15 protein-coding genes and 1 tRNA gene are annotated in these 17,152 nt (G+C 68.3%); 6 read left to right on the top strand and 10 right to left on the bottom strand.

Annotated elements, in window-relative coordinates:
• Positions 1-58: 58 nt before the first annotated feature.
• Entirely contained in the window at positions 59-931 is an 873-nt protein-coding gene (locus V8201_RS10040; protein WP_336545189.1) for a hypothetical protein, read from the bottom strand.
• Positions 932-1,062: 131 nt separating this feature from the next.
• Here V8201_RS10040 and V8201_RS10045 point away from each other — a divergent pair, with 131 nt between their 5' ends.
• A complete protein-coding gene (locus tag V8201_RS10045) occupies positions 1,063-1,518 on the top strand; it encodes a DUF2231 domain-containing protein (RefSeq protein WP_037534307.1) in 456 nt (151 codons plus the stop codon).
• Entirely contained in the window at positions 1,515-2,840 is a 1,326-nt protein-coding gene (locus V8201_RS10050; protein ID WP_336545190.1) for a PQQ-dependent sugar dehydrogenase, read from the top strand. The genes V8201_RS10045 and V8201_RS10050 overlap by 4 nt, the downstream gene beginning before the upstream one ends.
• On the opposite strand, the gene V8201_RS10055 is transcribed toward V8201_RS10050, so the two are convergent.
• Entirely contained in the window at positions 2,837-3,502 is a 666-nt protein-coding gene (locus tag V8201_RS10055) for an HAD-IA family hydrolase (RefSeq protein WP_336545191.1), read from the bottom strand. The two genes, V8201_RS10050 and V8201_RS10055, sit on opposite strands and share 4 nt — an antisense overlap.
• Positions 3,503-3,579: 77 nt before the next feature.
• Between V8201_RS10055 and V8201_RS10060 the strand changes: the two genes are divergently transcribed.
• Together V8201_RS10060 and V8201_RS10065 are read left to right on the top strand one after the other, a co-directional pair.
• Entirely contained in the window at positions 3,580-4,173 is a 594-nt protein-coding gene (locus tag V8201_RS10060) for an FKBP-type peptidyl-prolyl cis-trans isomerase (protein ID WP_336545192.1), read from the top strand.
• Positions 4,174-4,226: 53 nt separating this feature from the next.
• The gene (locus tag V8201_RS10065) at positions 4,227-4,679 is read left to right on the top strand and encodes an SRPBCC domain-containing protein (protein WP_336545193.1); all 453 of its coding nucleotides are present in this window, start codon (positions 4,227-4,229) and stop codon (positions 4,677-4,679) included.
• Between the two features lie 33 nt (positions 4,680-4,712).
• On the opposite strand, the gene V8201_RS10070 is transcribed toward V8201_RS10065, so the two are convergent.
• From V8201_RS10070 to V8201_RS10095, 6 genes are all read right to left on the bottom strand, one after another.
• Positions 4,713-7,841 carry a TonB-dependent receptor domain-containing protein gene (locus V8201_RS10070; RefSeq protein ID WP_336545194.1) on the bottom strand — a complete coding sequence of 1,043 codons (3,129 nt, stop codon included), beginning with the start codon at positions 7,839-7,841 and terminating at the stop codon, positions 4,713-4,715.
• Between the two features lie 278 nt (positions 7,842-8,119).
• Positions 8,120-8,818 (bottom strand): VIT1/CCC1 transporter family protein, encoded by a 699-nt coding sequence (locus V8201_RS10075; RefSeq protein ID WP_336545195.1) that lies wholly within the window; start codon positions 8,816-8,818, stop codon positions 8,120-8,122.
• Between the two features lie 54 nt (positions 8,819-8,872).
• Positions 8,873-9,520, bottom strand: coding sequence for a Dps family protein (locus V8201_RS10080; protein WP_037534317.1), 648 nt, complete (start codon positions 9,518-9,520; stop codon positions 8,873-8,875).
• A 94-nt stretch (positions 9,521-9,614) separates the two neighbouring features.
• On the bottom strand, positions 9,615-10,967 hold the full coding sequence (locus V8201_RS10085) for a sensor histidine kinase (RefSeq protein WP_271298895.1): 1,353 nt from the start codon (positions 10,965-10,967) through the stop codon (positions 9,615-9,617).
• Positions 10,957-11,634: a response regulator transcription factor gene (locus V8201_RS10090; protein ID WP_271298896.1), complete on the bottom strand. Its 678-nt coding sequence runs from the start codon at positions 11,632-11,634 to the stop codon at positions 10,957-10,959. Before V8201_RS10090 ends, V8201_RS10085 begins: the two co-directional genes overlap by 11 nt.
• 47 nt (positions 11,635-11,681) lie before the next feature.
• Positions 11,682-12,599 carry a LysR family transcriptional regulator gene (locus tag V8201_RS10095; protein WP_037534322.1) on the bottom strand — a complete coding sequence of 306 codons (918 nt, stop codon included), beginning with the start codon at positions 12,597-12,599 and terminating at the stop codon, positions 11,682-11,684.
• A 97-nt stretch (positions 12,600-12,696) separates the two neighbouring features.
• Between V8201_RS10095 and V8201_RS10100 the strand changes: the two genes are divergently transcribed.
• Both V8201_RS10100 and V8201_RS10105 read left to right on the top strand, forming a co-directional pair.
• The gene (locus V8201_RS10100; RefSeq protein WP_336545196.1) at positions 12,697-13,710 is read left to right on the top strand and encodes a zinc-dependent alcohol dehydrogenase family protein; all 1,014 of its coding nucleotides are present in this window, start codon (positions 12,697-12,699) and stop codon (positions 13,708-13,710) included.
• A gap of 517 nt (positions 13,711-14,227) precedes the next feature.
• The gene (locus tag V8201_RS10105) at positions 14,228-15,790 is read left to right on the top strand and encodes a family 43 glycosylhydrolase (protein ID WP_336545197.1); all 1,563 of its coding nucleotides are present in this window, start codon (positions 14,228-14,230) and stop codon (positions 15,788-15,790) included.
• Between the two features lie 51 nt (positions 15,791-15,841).
• Here V8201_RS10105 and V8201_RS10110 read toward each other — a convergent pair.
• Positions 15,842-15,916: transfer RNA gene (locus V8201_RS10110), tRNA-Gln, on the bottom strand.
• 78 nt (positions 15,917-15,994) lie between these two features.
• The gene (locus V8201_RS10115) at positions 15,995-17,101 is read right to left on the bottom strand and encodes a branched-chain amino acid aminotransferase (protein ID WP_037534327.1); all 1,107 of its coding nucleotides are present in this window, start codon (positions 17,099-17,101) and stop codon (positions 15,995-15,997) included.
• Positions 17,102-17,152: the final 51 nt, after the last annotated feature.

Below are 17,152 nucleotides of genomic sequence, written 5' to 3' on the forward strand. Positions count from 1 at the left end.
GCGCAGCAGGCGCATGCCGGGCAACGCGCGCGCTCGGGTGACCCGCCGCGCCGCGCCGTCAATAGGCGAGCGACACGGACCAGGTGACGAGCGGGACGATCCGCGCCGTCTCGCCATCCGGACCGCTCAGCTGGGCGAGGCGGCGGTCACGATGCAAGGCGAGCGCCTCCCAGCGGATCGTCCCCGGCGTCGCACCAAGCCGGAACGGCTTGACCAGCGCGGCGCCGGCGCTGGCGAACACCCGGTCGCCGCTGCCCGCGCCATAGAAGCCGTGCCAGCCGATGCCGAGCGCGAGCGGCAGGCTGAGCTTCGCCGCCCCATCGCCCTCACCGAGCGAGACCGCCGGTTCCGCCCCCGCCTGCGTATAGACGCCACCGTCGCCCTTCGGCCGCATCGTCACGACGAAGGTCGGCGACAGCGCGTCATCGTGCGCGAGCGACAGGCTCGCCTCGTGCGTCGTCCCGGCGATGCCGTTGGGACTGGCCTTGACCGTATAGATGACGGCGGTGCGCAGCGCCTTGCTCGGCGCGAGCACCAAAGCGGCGAGCGTGTTGCTCTCATACCAGCCGCGTGGCGCCGTTCGCTCCGCGAGGCGGGGGGTGTGGAAGCCGTTGCTGGTGCGCAGGAGGAACCAGCCGCCCGGATCGCCACCGTCCCGCCGCCATAGGTCGAGCGCCGCGCCGAGCTGTAGATGGACGGGCAGCCTGTCGAGATCGGCGCGGTCGTCGTCATAGCTGCCGCGGGCGAAATCGCCGTTGCGCGCATCGAGCCCCGCGCTGAGATGAAAGCGCCCCGCGCCGGCTGTGTCGCTGCCGATCGTCGCATCTTCGGTATCGACGGTCGGCACCTGCGCGCCGGCCGCGGCGGCGGCGAACACCGCCGCCATGGTCGCGCCGGTGCGCCGGGTCCAAGATATCCTGTCGTCGATCATCAACTCCGGCCATGGCAACAACTTCGGCAAAGCAATATAGCGAAAATCACTGATCGATGTTATGCCGGGGCTTTACTTACCTCCGTTCCGGCCCGTCTGGAACATTACAACGGCGGTGACGCTATGCGAGGATGAACCATCCTTCCGGCAATCCGCGATCGACCGCATCGCTGTTCGGCCATCCGCTGCATCCGATGCTGGTGCCCTTTCCCATCGTCGGGTTCGTCGGCGCGCTGATCACCGATCTCGCCTATCTCAATTCGGCCAACGTGCAGTGGAGCAACTTCTCGATCTGGCTGATCACCGGCGGGCTGGTGATGGGCGGGTTCGCGGCGTTGACCGGAATCATCGATTATGCCGGCGACAAGCGGGTGCGCGCGGCGCGGCCGGCGACCGCGCATATGATCATCAACATCTCGGTCTTCGTGATCGAGATCGTCAACGCCTTCGTCCACAGCCGCGACGGCTGGACCGCGGTGGTGCCGACCGGGCTGACGCTGTCGGCGATCGCGGTCGCCTTGCTCGCGGTCAGCGCATGGCTCGGCGGCTCGCTGGTCTACAAGCATCGCGTCGGGGTGCGTTCATGAGCGCGCGGGTCGCGCTGGCCGGCGCATTGGTCGTCGCGCTCGCCGGATGCAACGACGGCGGGCACAAATTCGATCGCAACAGCCAGATCGGGCCGAATCCGGTGCTGCCCGCGCCGAAGCAATATCTCGTGCCGCCGATCCACGTCGCCGAAGTCGTCGGCTGGCACGGCAGCGAGATGCCGACCGCCGCGCCCGGCCTGCGCGTGCAGGCGATGGCGCGGAACCTCAACCATCCGCGCAACATGCTGGCCTTGCCCAATGGCGACGTGCTCGTCGTCGAATCGCAGGGCCCCAATCTCGATCCGATCACCCGACCCAAGAACCCGATCGTCTCCTGGGTGCAGAAGCGCGCCACGGGGCAGAGCGGCGCCAAGCCGAGCGGGCCGACCAATCAGATCACGCTATTGCGCGACGCCAATGGCGATGGCGTGCCCGAGTTGCGCACCGTGCTGCTCGCCAAGCTCAACTCGCCGTTCGGCGTGGTCTTTGCCGACAATCATCTCTACGTCGCCGCGACCGACGCGGTGTTGCGCTACCCCTTCACGCTCGGCCAGACGCGGATCACCGCCCCGCCGACGCGGCTGACCGAACTGCCCGGCGGGCCGATCGATCATCACTGGACCAAGAGCCTGACGCTGAGCCCCGACGGCCGCCTGCTCTATGCGACGGTCGGATCGAACAGCAACATCACCGAGAACGGCATGGAGGCGGAAAAGAATCGCGCCGCGGTATGGGAGATCGACCGGGCCTCCGGCCGGGCGCGCGTCTTCGCGGGCGGCTTGCGCAATCCCAACAGCCCCAATTTCTACCCCGGCACCAACACCTTGTGGGTCGTCGCCAACGAGCGCGACGAACTCGGCCCGAACCTCGTGCCCGATTATCTGACCTCGGTGCGCGACGGCGGCTTCTACGGCTGGCCCTACAGCTATTACGGCCAGCATATCGATCCGCGCGTGATGCCGCAGCGGCCGGATCTCGTCGCGCGGGCGATCCCGCCCGATTACGCGCTGAGCAGCCATGTCGCTGCGTTGGGGCTGACCTTCTACACGGGCACCAGCCTGCCGGCGCGCTATCGCGGCGGGGCGCTGATCGGCGAACACGGCAGCTGGGATCGCGACGAGCTCAACGGCTATAAGGTCGTCTTCGTCCCCTTCACCAATGCCCGGCCGAGCGGCAAGACGCAGGATTTCCTGTCGGGCTTCCTGTCGCCCGACGGCAAGCAGGTGCGCGGCCGGCCGGTCGGCGTCGGTATCGATCGCACCGGCGCGGTGCTCGTCGCCGACGATGCCGGCAACGTGCTGTGGCGGGTGTCGGCCGGCTAACCGGCGACGATGGTCAGACCGTCTGCCTCGGTGGCGACGGTCAGGCCGCGGTAATCGGGGATAGCGGGATGCGCCGTGCCGATCGGGTGCGTGTGCGTCGCGGTGATCGCGATCGCCGCGGCACCGGCGGCATCGGCGGCGGTGAGGCCGGCGATCGTATCCTCGAACACCAGGCAATGCGCCACGTCGACCCCGAGCCGCTCGGCGCCGAGCCGGAAGCAGGCGGGATCGGGCTTGCCGTGGACGACGTCTTCCGAGGTGACGAGCACCGGCGGGACCGGGATGCCGGCGGCGGCGAGTCGCGCCTCGGCGAGCGGCCGCGACGCGGAGGTGACGATCGCCCAGCGCTCCGTCGGCAGTGCGGCGAGGAACGCCGCCGCGCCGGGGATCGCCGTGACGCCGCTGGTGTCCTCGATCTCGCGCGCGGTGATCGCCGCCGCCTCCTTCTCGGGATCGGCGACGCCGAGCCGCCGCATCGTCTCGATCGTCCGCACGCCGTGCAGGATCGACAGCACGTGATGCGGATCGATGCCATGACCCTGCGCCCATTCGCTCCAGGCGCGATTGGCCGATTCGATGCTGGTGATCAGCGTGCCGTCCATGTCGAACAGGAAGGCGGCGAAGCGGCGGCCGGGATAAGGCGTCGGGGCGGGATCGGTCATGCGCCGCACCCGTAAGGATAAGCGCCGGCCGTGCAACCTATGTAGCGCGGCGGCGATCGCCTGCGTATAGGCGCGCGATGTCCAGCCACACCCGCCTCCGGCCGCTCCTTTCCGCCGCGATCCTGCCGATGCTGGCGATCGCCCTTCCCGCCAGCGGCGCGACCGTGCGCAAGCGCGCCCCCGCGCCCGCCGCGCCCAACACTGCGATCATCCCGCTGCCGCTCAACCCGATCGTCCCCGCCGGCCAGCGGCTGTGCAGCGCGACGACGCCGACCGGCCTCGGCTATACGGTCCTGCGCGCCGGCAGCGGCACGATGCCCGCCAAGAGCGACGTCGTGCTGATCAATTACGTCGGCTACCTCAAGGCGACCGGCGCGGTGTTCGACCAGAACATGCGCGCGCCGCTGCCGGTCGACGGCGTCATCCCCGGTTTCTCGCAGGGGTTGCAGATGATGGCGCGCAATGCCGTCGTCCGCTTCTGCATCCCCGCGACGCTCGGCTATGGCGCGCAGGCCTCCGGGCCGATCCCGGCGAACAGCGACCTCGTCTTCCAGGTCGAGTTGCTCGACTATAAGACCGCCGCCGAAGTCGAGCAGATGCGCGCCGAACCGCCGGCCCCCGCCCCCGCCCCCGCCCCCGCCCCGCAGCCGGCGACGCCGCCCAAGCCTTGACGCGCCACGTGCTTGTGCTTTGATCTCTTCCGGATAAGCGAGGAGAGAAAGCGATGACGCAGGCGCCCACGGACCGCAGCTTCGTCGTCGAGCAACGGGTCGCCGCGCCGCCCGCGCAGGTGTTCGCGGCCTGGGCGCGGCCCGAGCTGTTCCGGCGCTGGTGGCTGCCCGAAACGTCCGGGCTGATGCTGGCCGACCTTGAAATGTGGGTCGAGACCGGCGGCCACTACCGGCTGGCGATCGTGCCGCCGGGGCGCCGCGAGCCGCTGGTCTTCCACGGCCGCTATGTCGAGGTGATCGACACCCGGCGCATCGTCTGGACCAACGAGGAAGAGGCGGACGGCGCGGTCACCACCGTCACCTTCGCCGAGCAGGACGGCGCCACCCGCGTCACCGTCACCGAAGTCTATCCGACCGCCGCCGCACGCGACGCCGCGGTCGCGGAGGGCAGCACGAGCGGCTGGCCGGAGCAATTGCGCCAGCTCGACACGCTCGTCACCGGCTGAGGCGGGTGCCGACCGGCACCCGCGTCCCAACCATCAGAACTTCGCCTGCACGCCCGCATAGACGAAGCGGCCGAGCGTATCATATTGCCCGCTGCCCTGGCCGAGGCCGGTCAGGTCGAGCGGCGGATGCTTGTTGCCGAGGTTGGTCACGCCCAGGTAGAAATTGAACTTGTCCGTTGCATCGATGCCGAGACGCAGATCATGGTAGGCGATGACCGGATAATATTTGTAATTCGCATAATAAGGGTCGGTCGGTGCATTGCCGTTGAGCGAGTTATAATAGCTGTAATCGCCGACATACTGGCGGCCGAACCAACGAAGGCGATAGCCGAGCGTGAACGGCCCGGACTTGAAGTCGGCGTTGATCGTAAAGCGGTCGCGCGGCGTACCGAGATTGTCGAGATCGCGGGTGACGTAATCCGGGCGGGTCGGATCGGTGAAATCGTCCCGCTGAAAGACGTGGGTGTAATTGCCCCGCAGCGATACCTCACCATAATCAGCGATCCGGCGATTGTAGGTCACCGACGTATCGATGCCGCGGGCACGCAAGGCGCCGAAGTTGACGCCCGACGACAGCAGCGATCCTTCCAATACCTGGAACGGGATCTCTCCGCTCGGCCCGCCGCTTGCACCCGCTCGCTGGAACAAGGCGCAGAACTGGTTGCTGAGGCTCGGCAGATCATAGCATTGGTTGATGATGGTCTGCGCATCGACCGAGGCGATCGCCTGCCGCACCTTGATGTTGTAATAATCGACGGTGATCGCCAGCCCCGGAATCCAGTGCGGCTGCAACACGCCGCCATAGGTATAGGAGTCGGACGTTTCCGCACTGAGGTTCGGGTTGCCGCCGCTGCGATACAGCAGCGAGTTCGAATATTGGAAGTTGTAGCCGGTTGGTCGGCCGGCGGCGGCGCAATTTGCCTGGCGGTTGGCGGGATTTGACCCCTTGGTGATGTTGTCCGCCGAGCAGGGATCGGTTATGAACTGGTAGTTCGTGCCGTTCGGCGTAAACAACTCGCCGAGATTGGGCGCCCGAACGGCGCGTGCATAGCTTGCACGCAATGTCAGGTCACTGACCGGCCGCCAGATCGCCGACCCGTTATAAGACCAGACCGTCCCCGCCGACGTGTTATAGTCCGACACGCGCGCCGCACCCGACACGGTCAGCTCCTTGATCAGCGGAATGTCCTTGAGCAGCGGGATACGGATCTCGCTATAGGCTTCCTTGACCTTCAGCGCCGGCGCGTTGAACGCCGGTATTGCATTGTAGAAGGTGTAGCCGTTCGAGACGAGCGGGTCCTGGGCGTACAGGTTCGTCTCACGCCGATATTCGCCGCCGATCGAGAAACCGATCGGACCACCGGGCAGGGAGAACAACTGCCGCAGGTCGCCCGAGATGAAGGCGCTGACGTCGAATTGCGTGATCTTGCCGGTCGAAGTGGTGTTGGGCAGCAGATAGGCGCGCTGTGCGTCGGTGAACTGGCCGCCGAGGACATTGATCGGCACGCAGGCGGCCACGTCCTGCGCGAGCACCGCCGCCTGGTTGGGATCGGTCACCCCTGCATAGCCGACGGCCGCGGCAGGATTGATTTGCGAACGGCAGACGATCTGACCGTTGGCGTTACGCGTCGCATCGTTGGCAAGGAGGAAGCGCTGAACGTTGAGATTGCCGAGCACCTCGGTCTTCTCGCGGAACGAACCGTAGTTTCCGGCGATCTCGTAATGCCAATTGTCGTTGAACTCGCCACGAATACCGCCGACGACGCGGAAGGTATCGCGGTCCGACTGTTCGGACCGGTTGCCGAGCCCCGCCATGATCTCGCGAACGTTGACGGTGGTCGCTCCGGTGATCACCCGCGTCGGATTTGCGGCGAGCAGATTGGTGGTGATCGTCGCCAGCGACTGCGAGGTCAGATAAGGGTTGTCGAGCCGGATCGCTTCGCGGCTGTCGCTGAACACGCCGCCGTTGATGAACGCCGGGCCGCTCGATCCGGAGCCGAACACCGAGGTATGCGAATAGGTCGCCTCGACGAACGGCTCGAAGGCGTCGGCAACGGTATAATGGCCGACCAGGCTGACGTTATAGCGGTTGAGCTGCGGCTGGATCTGGAATTCGGTGCCGCTGCGGAAGTTGCTGCCGTTGCCGCCGATGAACGAGCCATTGGGGCCATAGCCGACCCGCTGCCCGGTCAGCGGCACGAGATTACCGTCGGGAGTGAACTGGTACGGCACATAATAAGCGACGCCGTTCGGGCCGGTGCCGGCATTGAACAGCGAATTGCCGCCGAAGCGGATCACGCCGGTCTCACTGTACGCCGCATTGCGCACGTCGTTGTAGAGGATGTTCTCGGGATTGCCGGCGCTGCCGGTCGGATTGACCTGGACGAACGACGTCTGCTGATCGAGGTACGGCCGGGTCGTCGCGAAATACTGATCCTGGTGCGCATATTCGACATTGACCGCGACGTTGCCGCGTCCGTCGCTGAAGTTGCGACCAGCGAGCAGGCTGGCGAAGCTCGCGCCGCCGTCACCATAGGTGCTGACGCCGCTCTGGCCGCGCATTTCGAGGCCCTGATAATGATCCTTGAGCACGAAATTGACCACACCCGCGATCGCGTCCGAGCCATAGATCGCCGACTCACCGCCGGTGACGATGTCGACGCTCTGGATTAGATCGGTCGGGATGGTATTGGTATCGACCGACGTACCCGAATTGAGGATGTCGCCGGCAACGTGGCGGCGGCCATTGACCAGCACCAGCGTCCGCTGCGTACCGAGATTACGCAGATCGAGCAGGTTGAGCCCGGCGGTACCGAGGAAACGCGTCGAGTTCGACTGGCTGAACGTCGGGGCAAGCTGCGGCAGCTGGTTGAGCTGATCGCCGATCGACACCTGTCCCTGTTTGAAGAAGTCCCCGCCTTGGACGGTGGTGATCGGATTGGGCGAGGTCAGGTTCGGGCTGGCGATGCGTGAACCGGTGACGATGATGTCACCGCCCGCGTCGGCGGCGGGCCGGCCGGCGGCGGCATTGGCGGTGTCGTCCTGGGTGACGGCGGTGTCGGTGCTGTCCTGCGACGGAACCGGCGTGGTCTGAGCAGCCGCCATGGTCGGCAGCATCGCAAGCGTGCCGAGCAAGGCCGTGGCGCTAAGCAGATGGCGCATATTTTCCCCTGTTTGCTATCTTGTTGGGGAAGAATTTGAAAGTGTGGGCCTGTCAGGATCGTAACAGGACGATGACAAACCCGACATAAACAGGTTACATTATGTCGGTGTTGTAACCGGGCAACAGAGGCCATCGACCCCGCGCAGATGTCGGTGAGGTCACCATGACGCGAGCGTGTGACATGTCGATGACAGAGGCGGCCGGCCTGGGCCTATGGTCCGCAATCGTGGATCGAAAGCGGACCGACAGGGCTGCCGCCCCGCTTCGCCCGCCCCGCCTAGACCGCCGTACCCAGCGCCCGGCCGATCGCGCCGGTGACGCCCATCGCGATCAGCCCCCAGAAGACGACGCGGAGCATCGCCGGGCCGATCGGGGCGCCGCCGACCCGCGCGCCGATCGCGCCGAGGATCGCCAGCATCACCAGCGCGCAGGACGACACCGCGATACCCGTGACGGCACGCGGCACGAACGTGGCGACGAGCATTGGCAGGATCGCGCCCGCAAAAAACGCCGCCGCCGAGGACAGCGCCGCCTGGATCGGACGGGCGGCGAGTTCGTCGGAGATGCCGAGTTCGTCGCGCCGGTGCGCGCCGAGCGCATCATGCGCCATCATCTGTGTCGCCACCTCGAACGCGACATCGGGGGTGACGCCGCGCTCTTCGTAAATCGCGGCGAGTTCGGCACGCTCCTGCTCGGGCGCGCGGGCGAGTTCGAGCCGCTCGCGGGCGAGATCGGCCTGTTCGGTATCGGCCTGCGAGCTGACCGAGACATATTCGCCCGCCGCCATCGACAGCGCGCCGCCGACCAGAGCGGCGGTGCCGGCGAGCAGCACGCCGCCATGCGTCGCACCCGGCGCGGCGGCGACGCCGACCAGCAGGCTCGATACCGAGATGATGCCGTCATTGGCCCCCAGCACCGCGGCGCGCAGCCAGCCGGTGCGATGGACCAGATGATGTTCGGCGACCGGCTCGGACATCGCATTCCCCTTCAAGGCGTTAGTCGCCCGTGCCAGCGCCTTTGTCGAGCCCGCTCAGCCGCCGGCGCCGGGCATCATGATCGGGCGGCCCGCGTTGAGGTCGGCGCCCGTGTTGGGATCGGTCGGGGTCGGCTGGATCATCGCGCGCATCTGCCACTGATATTTGTCGATGGCATGCTGCACCTCCTGCAACAGATTGGAGGTGGTGGGGTCCTTGTCCTCGGTCGCCTTGATGCCCTGGCCGATCTCGGTGCTGGTGGTGAGGTAATAGCGCGCGAACCAGCCGATCACCTGGGCGTCGTCGGTGAAGCCGCCGGGATATTCGGGAATGCGGCTGGTGCGGACGATGGTATTGGCGCGCCCGTCCGACGAAGCGCCGATCGCGAGCAGCCGTTCGGCGACCTCGTCGGCATATTTGCCGACGCCCTCATAATGATCCTGAAGCAGTTCGTGCAGCGGATAGTAGAGCGTGCCCGAGACGTTCCAATGCGCTTGCTTGGTCTGGAGCTGAAGCTGCTGAAGCTCGGTCAGCGTCTGTTGCAGCGCCTGGATCGAGGCGCGCTGGTCGGCGCCCTGCGGGCCGCCGTGCGGCCGGTCGCTGAGGCTGTTGGTCGGAAAGCCGCCTGTCGCACCCTGCTGGGCGATGGCAGGGCTGGCGATCGCGGTGGCGAACAGTGTCGCGGCGAGGAGGGTATAGCGCATCGTCGTCCTTTCGTTGTCCGCCCGGGTCGCCGGGCGCAGCGGGGTTGATGCGGATCAAACGGACGTCGCGCGGCGCGGTTGTCTAAATTCGTGTTCAGTCTCGACGCAGCGGCATGACCAGCAGTACGGCGCTGCCCTGTTCGGCGAAACGCAGGCTCAGCCCGTGCATGTCGGCGATCGCCTTGACCAGGCTGAGCCCCAGCCCCGCGCCCTGGCAATCGTGCCGGCCCCGGTAGAAGCGCTGGGTCACCAGATCGCGCTCCGCGGCGGGAATCCCCGCCCCCTCGTCGGCGACGCTGACGGTGATCGCGGCGGCGCTGCGCTCGACCGTCAGCGTGACGCGGCCGCCGGCGGGACCGAATTTGATCGCATTGTCGAGCAGGTTGGACAGCGCCTCGATCAACAGGCTGGCATCGCCCTCGATCGGCGCGGCCGTGTCGATCCGGCAGACGAGGTCGATGCCGCGATCCTCCGCGGTCGGCCGATAGAGGTCACAGGCATCGGCGGCGACGCGGGCGAGATCGACCGGCGCGAAGCGGCTGCGGCGGGCATGATCCTCCAGCTCGCGGATGCGCAGCAGCGCGGCGACGATGCCGAGCAGCTGGTCGATCTCGGTCAGCGCCGCCTCGGCGACCGTCTGGAAATCCGCCGGCGCGCGCGCCTCGCGCATGCCGCGTTCGACGCGCGCCCGCAGCCGGGTGAGCGGCGTGCGCAATTGATGCGCGATATCGTCGCCGACGCCGCGCACGTCGGCGACCAGCACCTGCAAGCGATCGAGCATCGCATTGATATGCTCGGCGAGCAGGCCGAAGCTGTCGGGGCGGCGCTCCACCGGCAAACGCTCGTGGAGGCCGCCCGCGACGATCCGCGCGGTCAGCGCGCGTACGGTATCGACCTGCCGCGCGGCGCGGCGTCCGGCGACGAGCCCGAAGCCGAGCGCCAGCACGAGCGCCGGCAGCAGACCGAGCAGCATCGCCCGCCCGGCAAGGTGCAGCGCCTCCTCGGCATCGTCGAGGTCGAAGCCGGTGAGCAGCCGCTCGCCACCCGGCAGCGGACAGACCGAAAGTCGGGCGACGTCGCTGGTTTTGCCGGGCAGCTCGGTCGGCGCCACCGCGGTGGTGACGATGCGCGCCCGGCCGGGCGGCAGATCGGGCAAACGCGCGACATTGCCGTCGATCAACCGGCCGGACGCGTCGAACAGGCCGAGGAAGCGTTCGCGATGGATGTCGCGGGTGAGCATCTCGCGCACCTCCTCGCGGCGTTCGGCGGCGGGGGTCTTTGCGAAGAAGCGGCAGTCGCCGGCGAGCGCCTGGTCGATCGCATGCGCGTGACTGGCGTTGACCAGCGCCCAGACGATCGCCGCGGTGACCAGCGACTGGACGACGAGCAGCGCGGCGATCGCCCCGCCCCAGCGCAGCGTCGCACGGGTGCGCGGATCAGCCCGCATGATCGAAGACATAGCCGCGGCCGCGCACGTTGCGGATCAGCTGCGGTTCGCCGGCGACATCGACCTTGCGGCGCAACCGGCCGATATGGACGTCGACGACGTTGCTGTTGGGTTCGAACGTATAACCCCAGACGTCCTGCAACAGCATCGATCGCGTGACGATCCGCCCCGGCCGGCGGACGAGATAGTCGAGCAGCTTCATCTCGCGCGGCAGCAGTTCGAGCGGGCGGCCGGCCCGCGTCGCGGTGCCGGCGAGCAGATCAAGATCGAGCGGCCCGACGATCAGCCGTGTGTCGCGCGTCTCGTTGGGGCGGCGCAGCAGCGCCTCGACGCGTGCGACCAGCTCGACCAGCGCGAACGGCTTGGGGAGATAATCGTCGCCGCCGGCGCGCAGCCCGCGGACGCGATCGTCGAGGCTGCCGAGCGCGCTCAGCACCAGCGCCGGGGTGCGGCAGCCGTCGCCGCGCAGCCGCGCGATCAGGTCGAGTCCCTCGCCGTCGGGCAATTGCCGGTCGACGATCAGCAGGTCGACGCCCGGTGCCTGCGCGCAGGCCAGCGCCGCCGCGATCGTCAGGTGATGGGTCAGCCGATGCCCTGCCGCGACGAGTTCGAGGGCGATCTCGTTGGCGGTGCCCGCGTCGTCCTCGATGAGCAGGATATGCGCCACCGCTCCTGATCGCCCGCGCGCCGCATCTGCGTCAAATGAAATGCAATTCAGAGTTTGAGCGCGGTGGCGGCGGGCAGTTCGGCGGCGAGCGCGTCGATCGCCAGCCGCAGCCGCAGGGGCAGGCGCGGCGCCTGCGGCCATAAGGCATGGCTGGTGAAACTGTGCGCCGGCAGCGCGTCCAGCACCGTCGCCAGTCGCCCCGCGGCGACATCGTCGCGGATCAGCCAGCAGGGCAGCCAGGCGAGGCCGTGGCCGGCGACCGCGGCGTCGCGGATCGTGCCGAGATCGTCGAAGCGCATCCGGCTCGGCGGCACGATCTCGCGCGGCGCGGCGCCCGGCTGCGGGAACAGCCACGACCGGATCCGCCCCGGCCGGCCGTAGAGCATTGCGCGGTGCCGGGCGAGGTCGTCGAGCGTCGCCGGCCTGCCCGCCTCCGCGAGATAGCCGGGAGCGGCACAGACGCGCATATGCTGCGTCGCCACGCGCCGCCCGGCGAGCCCCGGCCAGTCGCGCAACGGGCCGTTGCGGAGGACGAGGTCGAAGCCGTCCTCGATCACGTCGACGAGCCGGTCGTTGAAATTGCAGTCGATCTCCAGCCGCGGGTGCGCCTCCACCAGCCGGATCAGGATCGGGGCGACGCATTGCCGCCCGAACAAGACCGGCATCGATACGCGCAGCCGCCCCGCCACCTCGCAGCGCTCCGACTGCAATGCCGCGGTCGCCGCCTTGAGCTCGTCGAGCGCGCGGCGGCAATGATCGAAGAACGCCTGCCCGTCCTCGGTCAGCGTCAGCCGCCGCGTGGTCCGGTGGAACAGCCGCACGCCGAGCCGCCGTTCGAGCCGGGCGACCGACCGGCCGATCGCCGACCGGGTGAGGTTGAGCGTCGCCGCGGCGGCGCTGAACCCGCCCGCTTCGACCGCGGCGACGAACACCGGCACCTCCGCCAACACATCTGCCCGCTTCATTGTCGCGTCCCATGCACCAAAGCCGGTCCCGACTATCGCCACCGGGGCGTGACGATCAACGCTAGATCGGCCCGGTCTGGACGAAAGGAGACGCATGATGACGATGACGCGTTGGGAGATGACCGACTATGGCCGCGCCAATCTGCGGCTGGCGTGCGTGCCGCGGCCCGAGCCGCGCGCGGGTGAGGTACTGGTCAAGGTCGCGGCGGTGGCGCTCAACTATCGCGACAAATTGGTGATCGACAACGGATTGGGGACGCACTTGCCGTTCCCGTTCACGCCGGGGTCCGATCTTGCCGGCACGGTGGTCGCGACCGGCGCGGGGGCGACGCGCTTCGCTGTCGGCGAGCGGGTGATATCGGTCTTCTTCCCCGGCTGGATCGACGGCAGCTATGCGGGCAGCGCCGCGAACCCGCCGGGCGCTGCGCTCGGCGGCAATTACCCCGGTGTGCTCGCCGAATATGTCGCCATGCCCGAGGACTGGTTCGTCGCCGCGCCGCACAGCCTCGATCCCGTCGCGGCGAGTACGCTGACCTGCGCCGGACTGACCGCATGGTTCGCCCTGGTCGAACAGGGTCGCCTCAAGGCGGGGGCGAGCGTCTTGGTCCAGGGGACCGGCGGCGTCGCGCTGTTCGGCCTGCAGATCGCCAAGGCGCATGGCGCGACCGTCTTCGTCACGTCGGGCGATGCGGCGAAGCGCGAACGGGCCGCGGCGCTCGGCGCGGATCATGCGATCGCCCGCGACGGCTGGGTCGAGACGGTGCATCGCCTCACCGCGGATCGCGGCGTCGATCATATCCTCGACATCGTCGGCGGCGCGCATCTGGCGCGGTCGCTCGAGGCGGTGGCGGTGCAGGGACGGATTGCGCTGATCGGGGTGATCGACGGCGTCGAGCTGGCCGGCGCAGCGCGGCATCTGATGCTCAAGAACGCGGTCGTGCAGGGCATCCGCGTCGGCCACCGGCGCGCGCTCGACGATCTGGTACGCGCGATCGACGCCAATGCCATCCAGCCGGTGATCGACCGCCGCTATGCCTTCGACGCGCTGCCGGCTGCGCTCGACCATCTCGATCGCGGCGCGTTCGGGAAGATCGTGGTGACGCTAGACTGACCGGACCGGCGGCCGCATCGTTGGACGCGGCGCAGGCTGGTCGCTCGCCCGGCTGCCACGCCGGTGTGGCGACTGCGGAGCGCCGGTCCCGTTCGCGGCCGCCCTCCCCTCAAGACTTTGGCGGTGCCGCCTGCCCAGACCACGCGGCCGCGGCGCAGCCAAGCACCGCTGCGAAAAGCCGCGTGAACCGGATGGCATCGTGTCAGGCATGACCAGCTTCGCCCGGGGGCATCGCAGGTAGAATTAGGATTGCGCCTTATCGTATACGGTATCAAACCAGTTTGGAACGACGTAACCGCAACGGGAGGCGATGTCGGGCATGAGGCGCTGCGCGTTGATCAGAGAAAGCACGGCTGCGGCCTCCGCCGGCTGGTTGCCGCACCAGATGCGCCATGCCGCACAAGCGCTTTCCCGCCCGGATCACGGCATCACCGCCGGCCGATGCGCCACCGGTGCCGTTGGATCTCCCCACGGTGGTCGAGGCGAACCGACGCTGGCCGCCGGCGCTCGCGGTGGCGTGAGCCGGTGTCTCGCCGCCGCTTCGCTCGCGGTGCTGCCTGCCGCGCTGCTCGCCGACGAGGGACGCCCGGTCGTCGCGCCCGGCAACCCGATCCTCGCCGACGGACGTTATTATTCGACCGACCCCGCGCCGTTCGTCGATGGCGACACCTTGTGGATCCTTGCCGGCCGTGACGAGGCGCCGCCCAACGTCAACGACTTCATTATGAACGAGTGGCAATTGCTGTCGACCAGTGATCCGGCCTCCGGGCGCTGGCGGCACTATCCGGCGATCGCGCGACCGGAGACGGTATTCGCCTGGGCGGAGCCGGGCCGTGCCTATGCCGGACAGATCGTCAAAGGCTTCGACGGGCGATATTATATGTACGCTCCGGTGCTTGAGCGGAACAGCGATGCGCGCGACCGGTTCGCGATCGGGGTCGCGGTCGCCGACCGGATCACCGGGCCGTGGCGGGACGCGCATCCCGCCGGCCCCATCGTGTCGCAGCGCGTGCCGGTGCGCAACGCCATCCAGAATATCGATCCGACCGTGCTGATCGACGACGACGGGCGGGTCTATCTCTATTGGGGGACGTTCGGGCAGCTGCGCGGCATGGAGCTGGCGCGCGACATGCTGACGCCGAAGGGCGCACCGATCGCCGTCCCCTCTCTCACCGGCTTCTTCGAAGCGCCGTGGCTGATGAAGCGGCGCGGCACCTATTACATGCTCTACGCCGCCAACACTGCCGGGCCGGACTCGCCCTGCACGCCCGCCATCTATCACGCCTGCATCGCTTACGGATCGGCGCCGTCGCCGCTGGGGCCATGGACCTATCGCGGCACGGTGCTGCGCCCGGTCAGCTCGACGACCAGCCATTCGGGGGCGGTCGCGTTCAAGGGCCACTGGTATCTCGCCTATCACACCGCCGATGCGGTGGGCGGCGGCCATTTCCGCCGCAGCGTCGCGATCGACCGGATGGCGTGGGACGACAGCGTCACCCCGGCCGCGATCCGGCCCGTCATCCCGACCCGCCGCCGGCAGCCGCCCGCCGCGCCGACGCGCAACATCGCCAGCGCTGCCTATGCCACCGCCTCCAACGAGCCGGTGCCGGTGCAATATTGGATCAAGTCGCTCAACGACGGCGTGGTCAGGGACGCACCGCTGCCGCCCGATCTGTGGGGCAGCTGGTCGCCGAACAATCCGCCCCGGCAGTGGATCGAGTACCGCTGGCCGCAGCCGGTGACCTTGGACGGCAGCCGTATCCGGTTCTGGGCGGATCATCCCGCCGGTGCCGATGAAGGCGTCGCGCCGCCACGCGGGTGGCATCTCGAATATTGGCACGATGGCTGGAAGCCGGTGTCCGGCGCCAGCGGCTATGGCACCGATCCGGACGCCTGGCAGGCGGTCCGCTTTCCACCGATCACGACACGCTGTCTGCGCGCCCTCTTCGACGCCTCGGGTCGATCCGGCCGATACGCCGGGGTCGCGGTGCAGGAATGGGAAGCGCTCGCCCCGAGCGCCGCCGTGCCGTCGCGCACGAAGCCGCTAATTGTCCCGGGTTGCACGCGATCCGACGGGTGATCGCAGGATCAAACGGTCTGAGAGTTTCTGCCACGGTCCGGACAGGAAGTCTGGCTGGGGCGGCAGGATTCGAACCTGCGGATGGCGGCACCAAAAGCCGCTGCCTTACCACTTGGCGACGCCCCAACGAGGAGGCGGCCTTATAGCGGGGCCGGCGCGGTTGGGAAGCCCCGCCGGCCGGCTATTTCGCCGCCGCGGCGACAATCAGCCGAGCCGGTCGAGCCAGCCGTGCGGGTCGGCGGCGCGGCCGCGCTGGATCGCCGACAGGGCGTCGAGCATCCGCTGGGTCAGCTGGCCGGTGCCGCCGCTGCCGATGGTGAAGCGGCCGGCGGGTTCGGCCACCTCGCCGATCGGCGTCACCACCGCCGCGGTGCCGCAGGCGAAGGCCTCGGTCAGCCGGCCGCTCGCCGCATCGGCGCGCCACTGGTCGATGCCGTATTTCTCCTCGCGCACCGTGATCCCCTGATCGCGCGCGATGCGGATGATCGAATCGCGCGTGATGCCGGGCAGGATCGTGCCGGTCAGCGGCGGGGTCACCATCGTGCCGTCGTCGAAGACGAAGAAGACGTTCATGCCGCCCAGTTCCTCGACCCATCGGCGCTCGACCGCATCGAGGAAGACGACCTGATCGCAGCCCTGGCGGATCGCCTCTGACTGGGCGAGCAGGCTCGCGGCGTAATTGCCGCCGCATTTGGCCTCGCCGGTGCCGCCGGGCGCGGCGCGGGTGTAATCCTGGCTGACCCAGATCGACACCGCGCGCGCGCCGCCCTTCCAATAGGCGCCGACCGAGGAGGCGATCACCATATAAAGATATTCGGACGACGGCTTGACGCCGAGGAACGCCTCGCTCGCGAACATGAACGGGCGCAGATACAGCGCCCCGCCCTCGATCTGCGGGAACCAGTCGCGCTCGGTCTGCACCAGCTGGCGGCAGGATTGCAGGAACAGCGCCTCGGGCAGTTCGGGCATGGCGAGGCGGCGGGCGCTGTTGTTGAAGCGGCGCGCATTCGCCTCCGGCCGGAACAGCGCCATGCCGCCATCGTCGAGCCGATAGGCCTTGAGGCCTTCGAAAATCTCCTGCGCATAATGGAGCACCGCGGTCGACGGATCGACGGTGACCGGCGCGCGCGCGGTGATCGTCGCATCGTGCCAGCCTTCGCCTTCCGCATAGCGGATCACCGCCATATGATCGGTGAAGACGCGCCCGAAGCCGGGATCGACGAGGCGCGCGGCGCGCTCGTTGGCGGCGACCGGGGTCGCGCTGCGATCGAAGCGGAAGGTCGGCGCGGCGGCCGGCGAAACGAGGGTCATCGATTTCTCTCAGGCATCAGGGGTTGCGAAGGCCTACGGGCGGGGGCTAGA

This window comes from Sphingomonas kyungheensis, from assembly GCF_037120395.1.
In the GTDB taxonomy this organism is placed as follows: domain Bacteria; phylum Pseudomonadota; class Alphaproteobacteria; order Sphingomonadales; family Sphingomonadaceae; genus Sphingomonas; species Sphingomonas kyungheensis.

What these genes read in the sequence shown, in the direction of transcription:
- V8201_RS10050 (WP_336545190.1), top strand. Translation starts at nt 1,515, where the DNA reads ATGAGCGCGCGGGTCGCGCTGGCCGGCGCATTGGTCGTCGCGCTCGCC.
- V8201_RS10070 (WP_336545194.1), bottom strand. Translation starts at nt 7,841, where the DNA reads ATGCGCCATCTGCTTAGCGCCACGGCCTTGCTCGGCACGCTTGCGATG.
- V8201_RS10085 (WP_271298895.1), bottom strand. Translation starts at nt 10,967, where the DNA reads ATGCGGGCTGATCCGCGCACCCGTGCGACGCTGCGCTGGGGCGGGGCG.
- V8201_RS10100 (WP_336545196.1), top strand. Translation starts at nt 12,697, where the DNA reads ATGACGATGACGCGTTGGGAGATGACCGACTATGGCCGCGCCAATCTG.
- V8201_RS10040 (WP_336545189.1), bottom strand. Translation starts at nt 931, where the DNA reads ATGATCGACGACAGGATATCTTGGACCCGGCGCACCGGCGCGACCATG.
- V8201_RS10060 (WP_336545192.1), top strand. Translation starts at nt 3,580, where the DNA reads ATGTCCAGCCACACCCGCCTCCGGCCGCTCCTTTCCGCCGCGATCCTG.
- V8201_RS10055 (WP_336545191.1), bottom strand. Translation starts at nt 3,502, where the DNA reads ATGACCGATCCCGCCCCGACGCCTTATCCCGGCCGCCGCTTCGCCGCC.
- V8201_RS10095 (WP_037534322.1), bottom strand. Translation starts at nt 12,599, where the DNA reads ATGAAGCGGGCAGATGTGTTGGCGGAGGTGCCGGTGTTCGTCGCCGCG.
- V8201_RS10075 (WP_336545195.1), bottom strand. Translation starts at nt 8,818, where the DNA reads ATGTCCGAGCCGGTCGCCGAACATCATCTGGTCCATCGCACCGGCTGG.
- V8201_RS10080 (WP_037534317.1), bottom strand. Translation starts at nt 9,520, where the DNA reads ATGCGCTATACCCTCCTCGCCGCGACACTGTTCGCCACCGCGATCGCC.
- V8201_RS10045 (WP_037534307.1), top strand. Translation starts at nt 1,063, where the DNA reads ATGAACCATCCTTCCGGCAATCCGCGATCGACCGCATCGCTGTTCGGC.
- V8201_RS10065 (WP_336545193.1), top strand. Translation starts at nt 4,227, where the DNA reads ATGACGCAGGCGCCCACGGACCGCAGCTTCGTCGTCGAGCAACGGGTC.
- V8201_RS10115 (WP_037534327.1), bottom strand. Translation starts at nt 17,101, where the DNA reads ATGACCCTCGTTTCGCCGGCCGCCGCGCCGACCTTCCGCTTCGATCGC.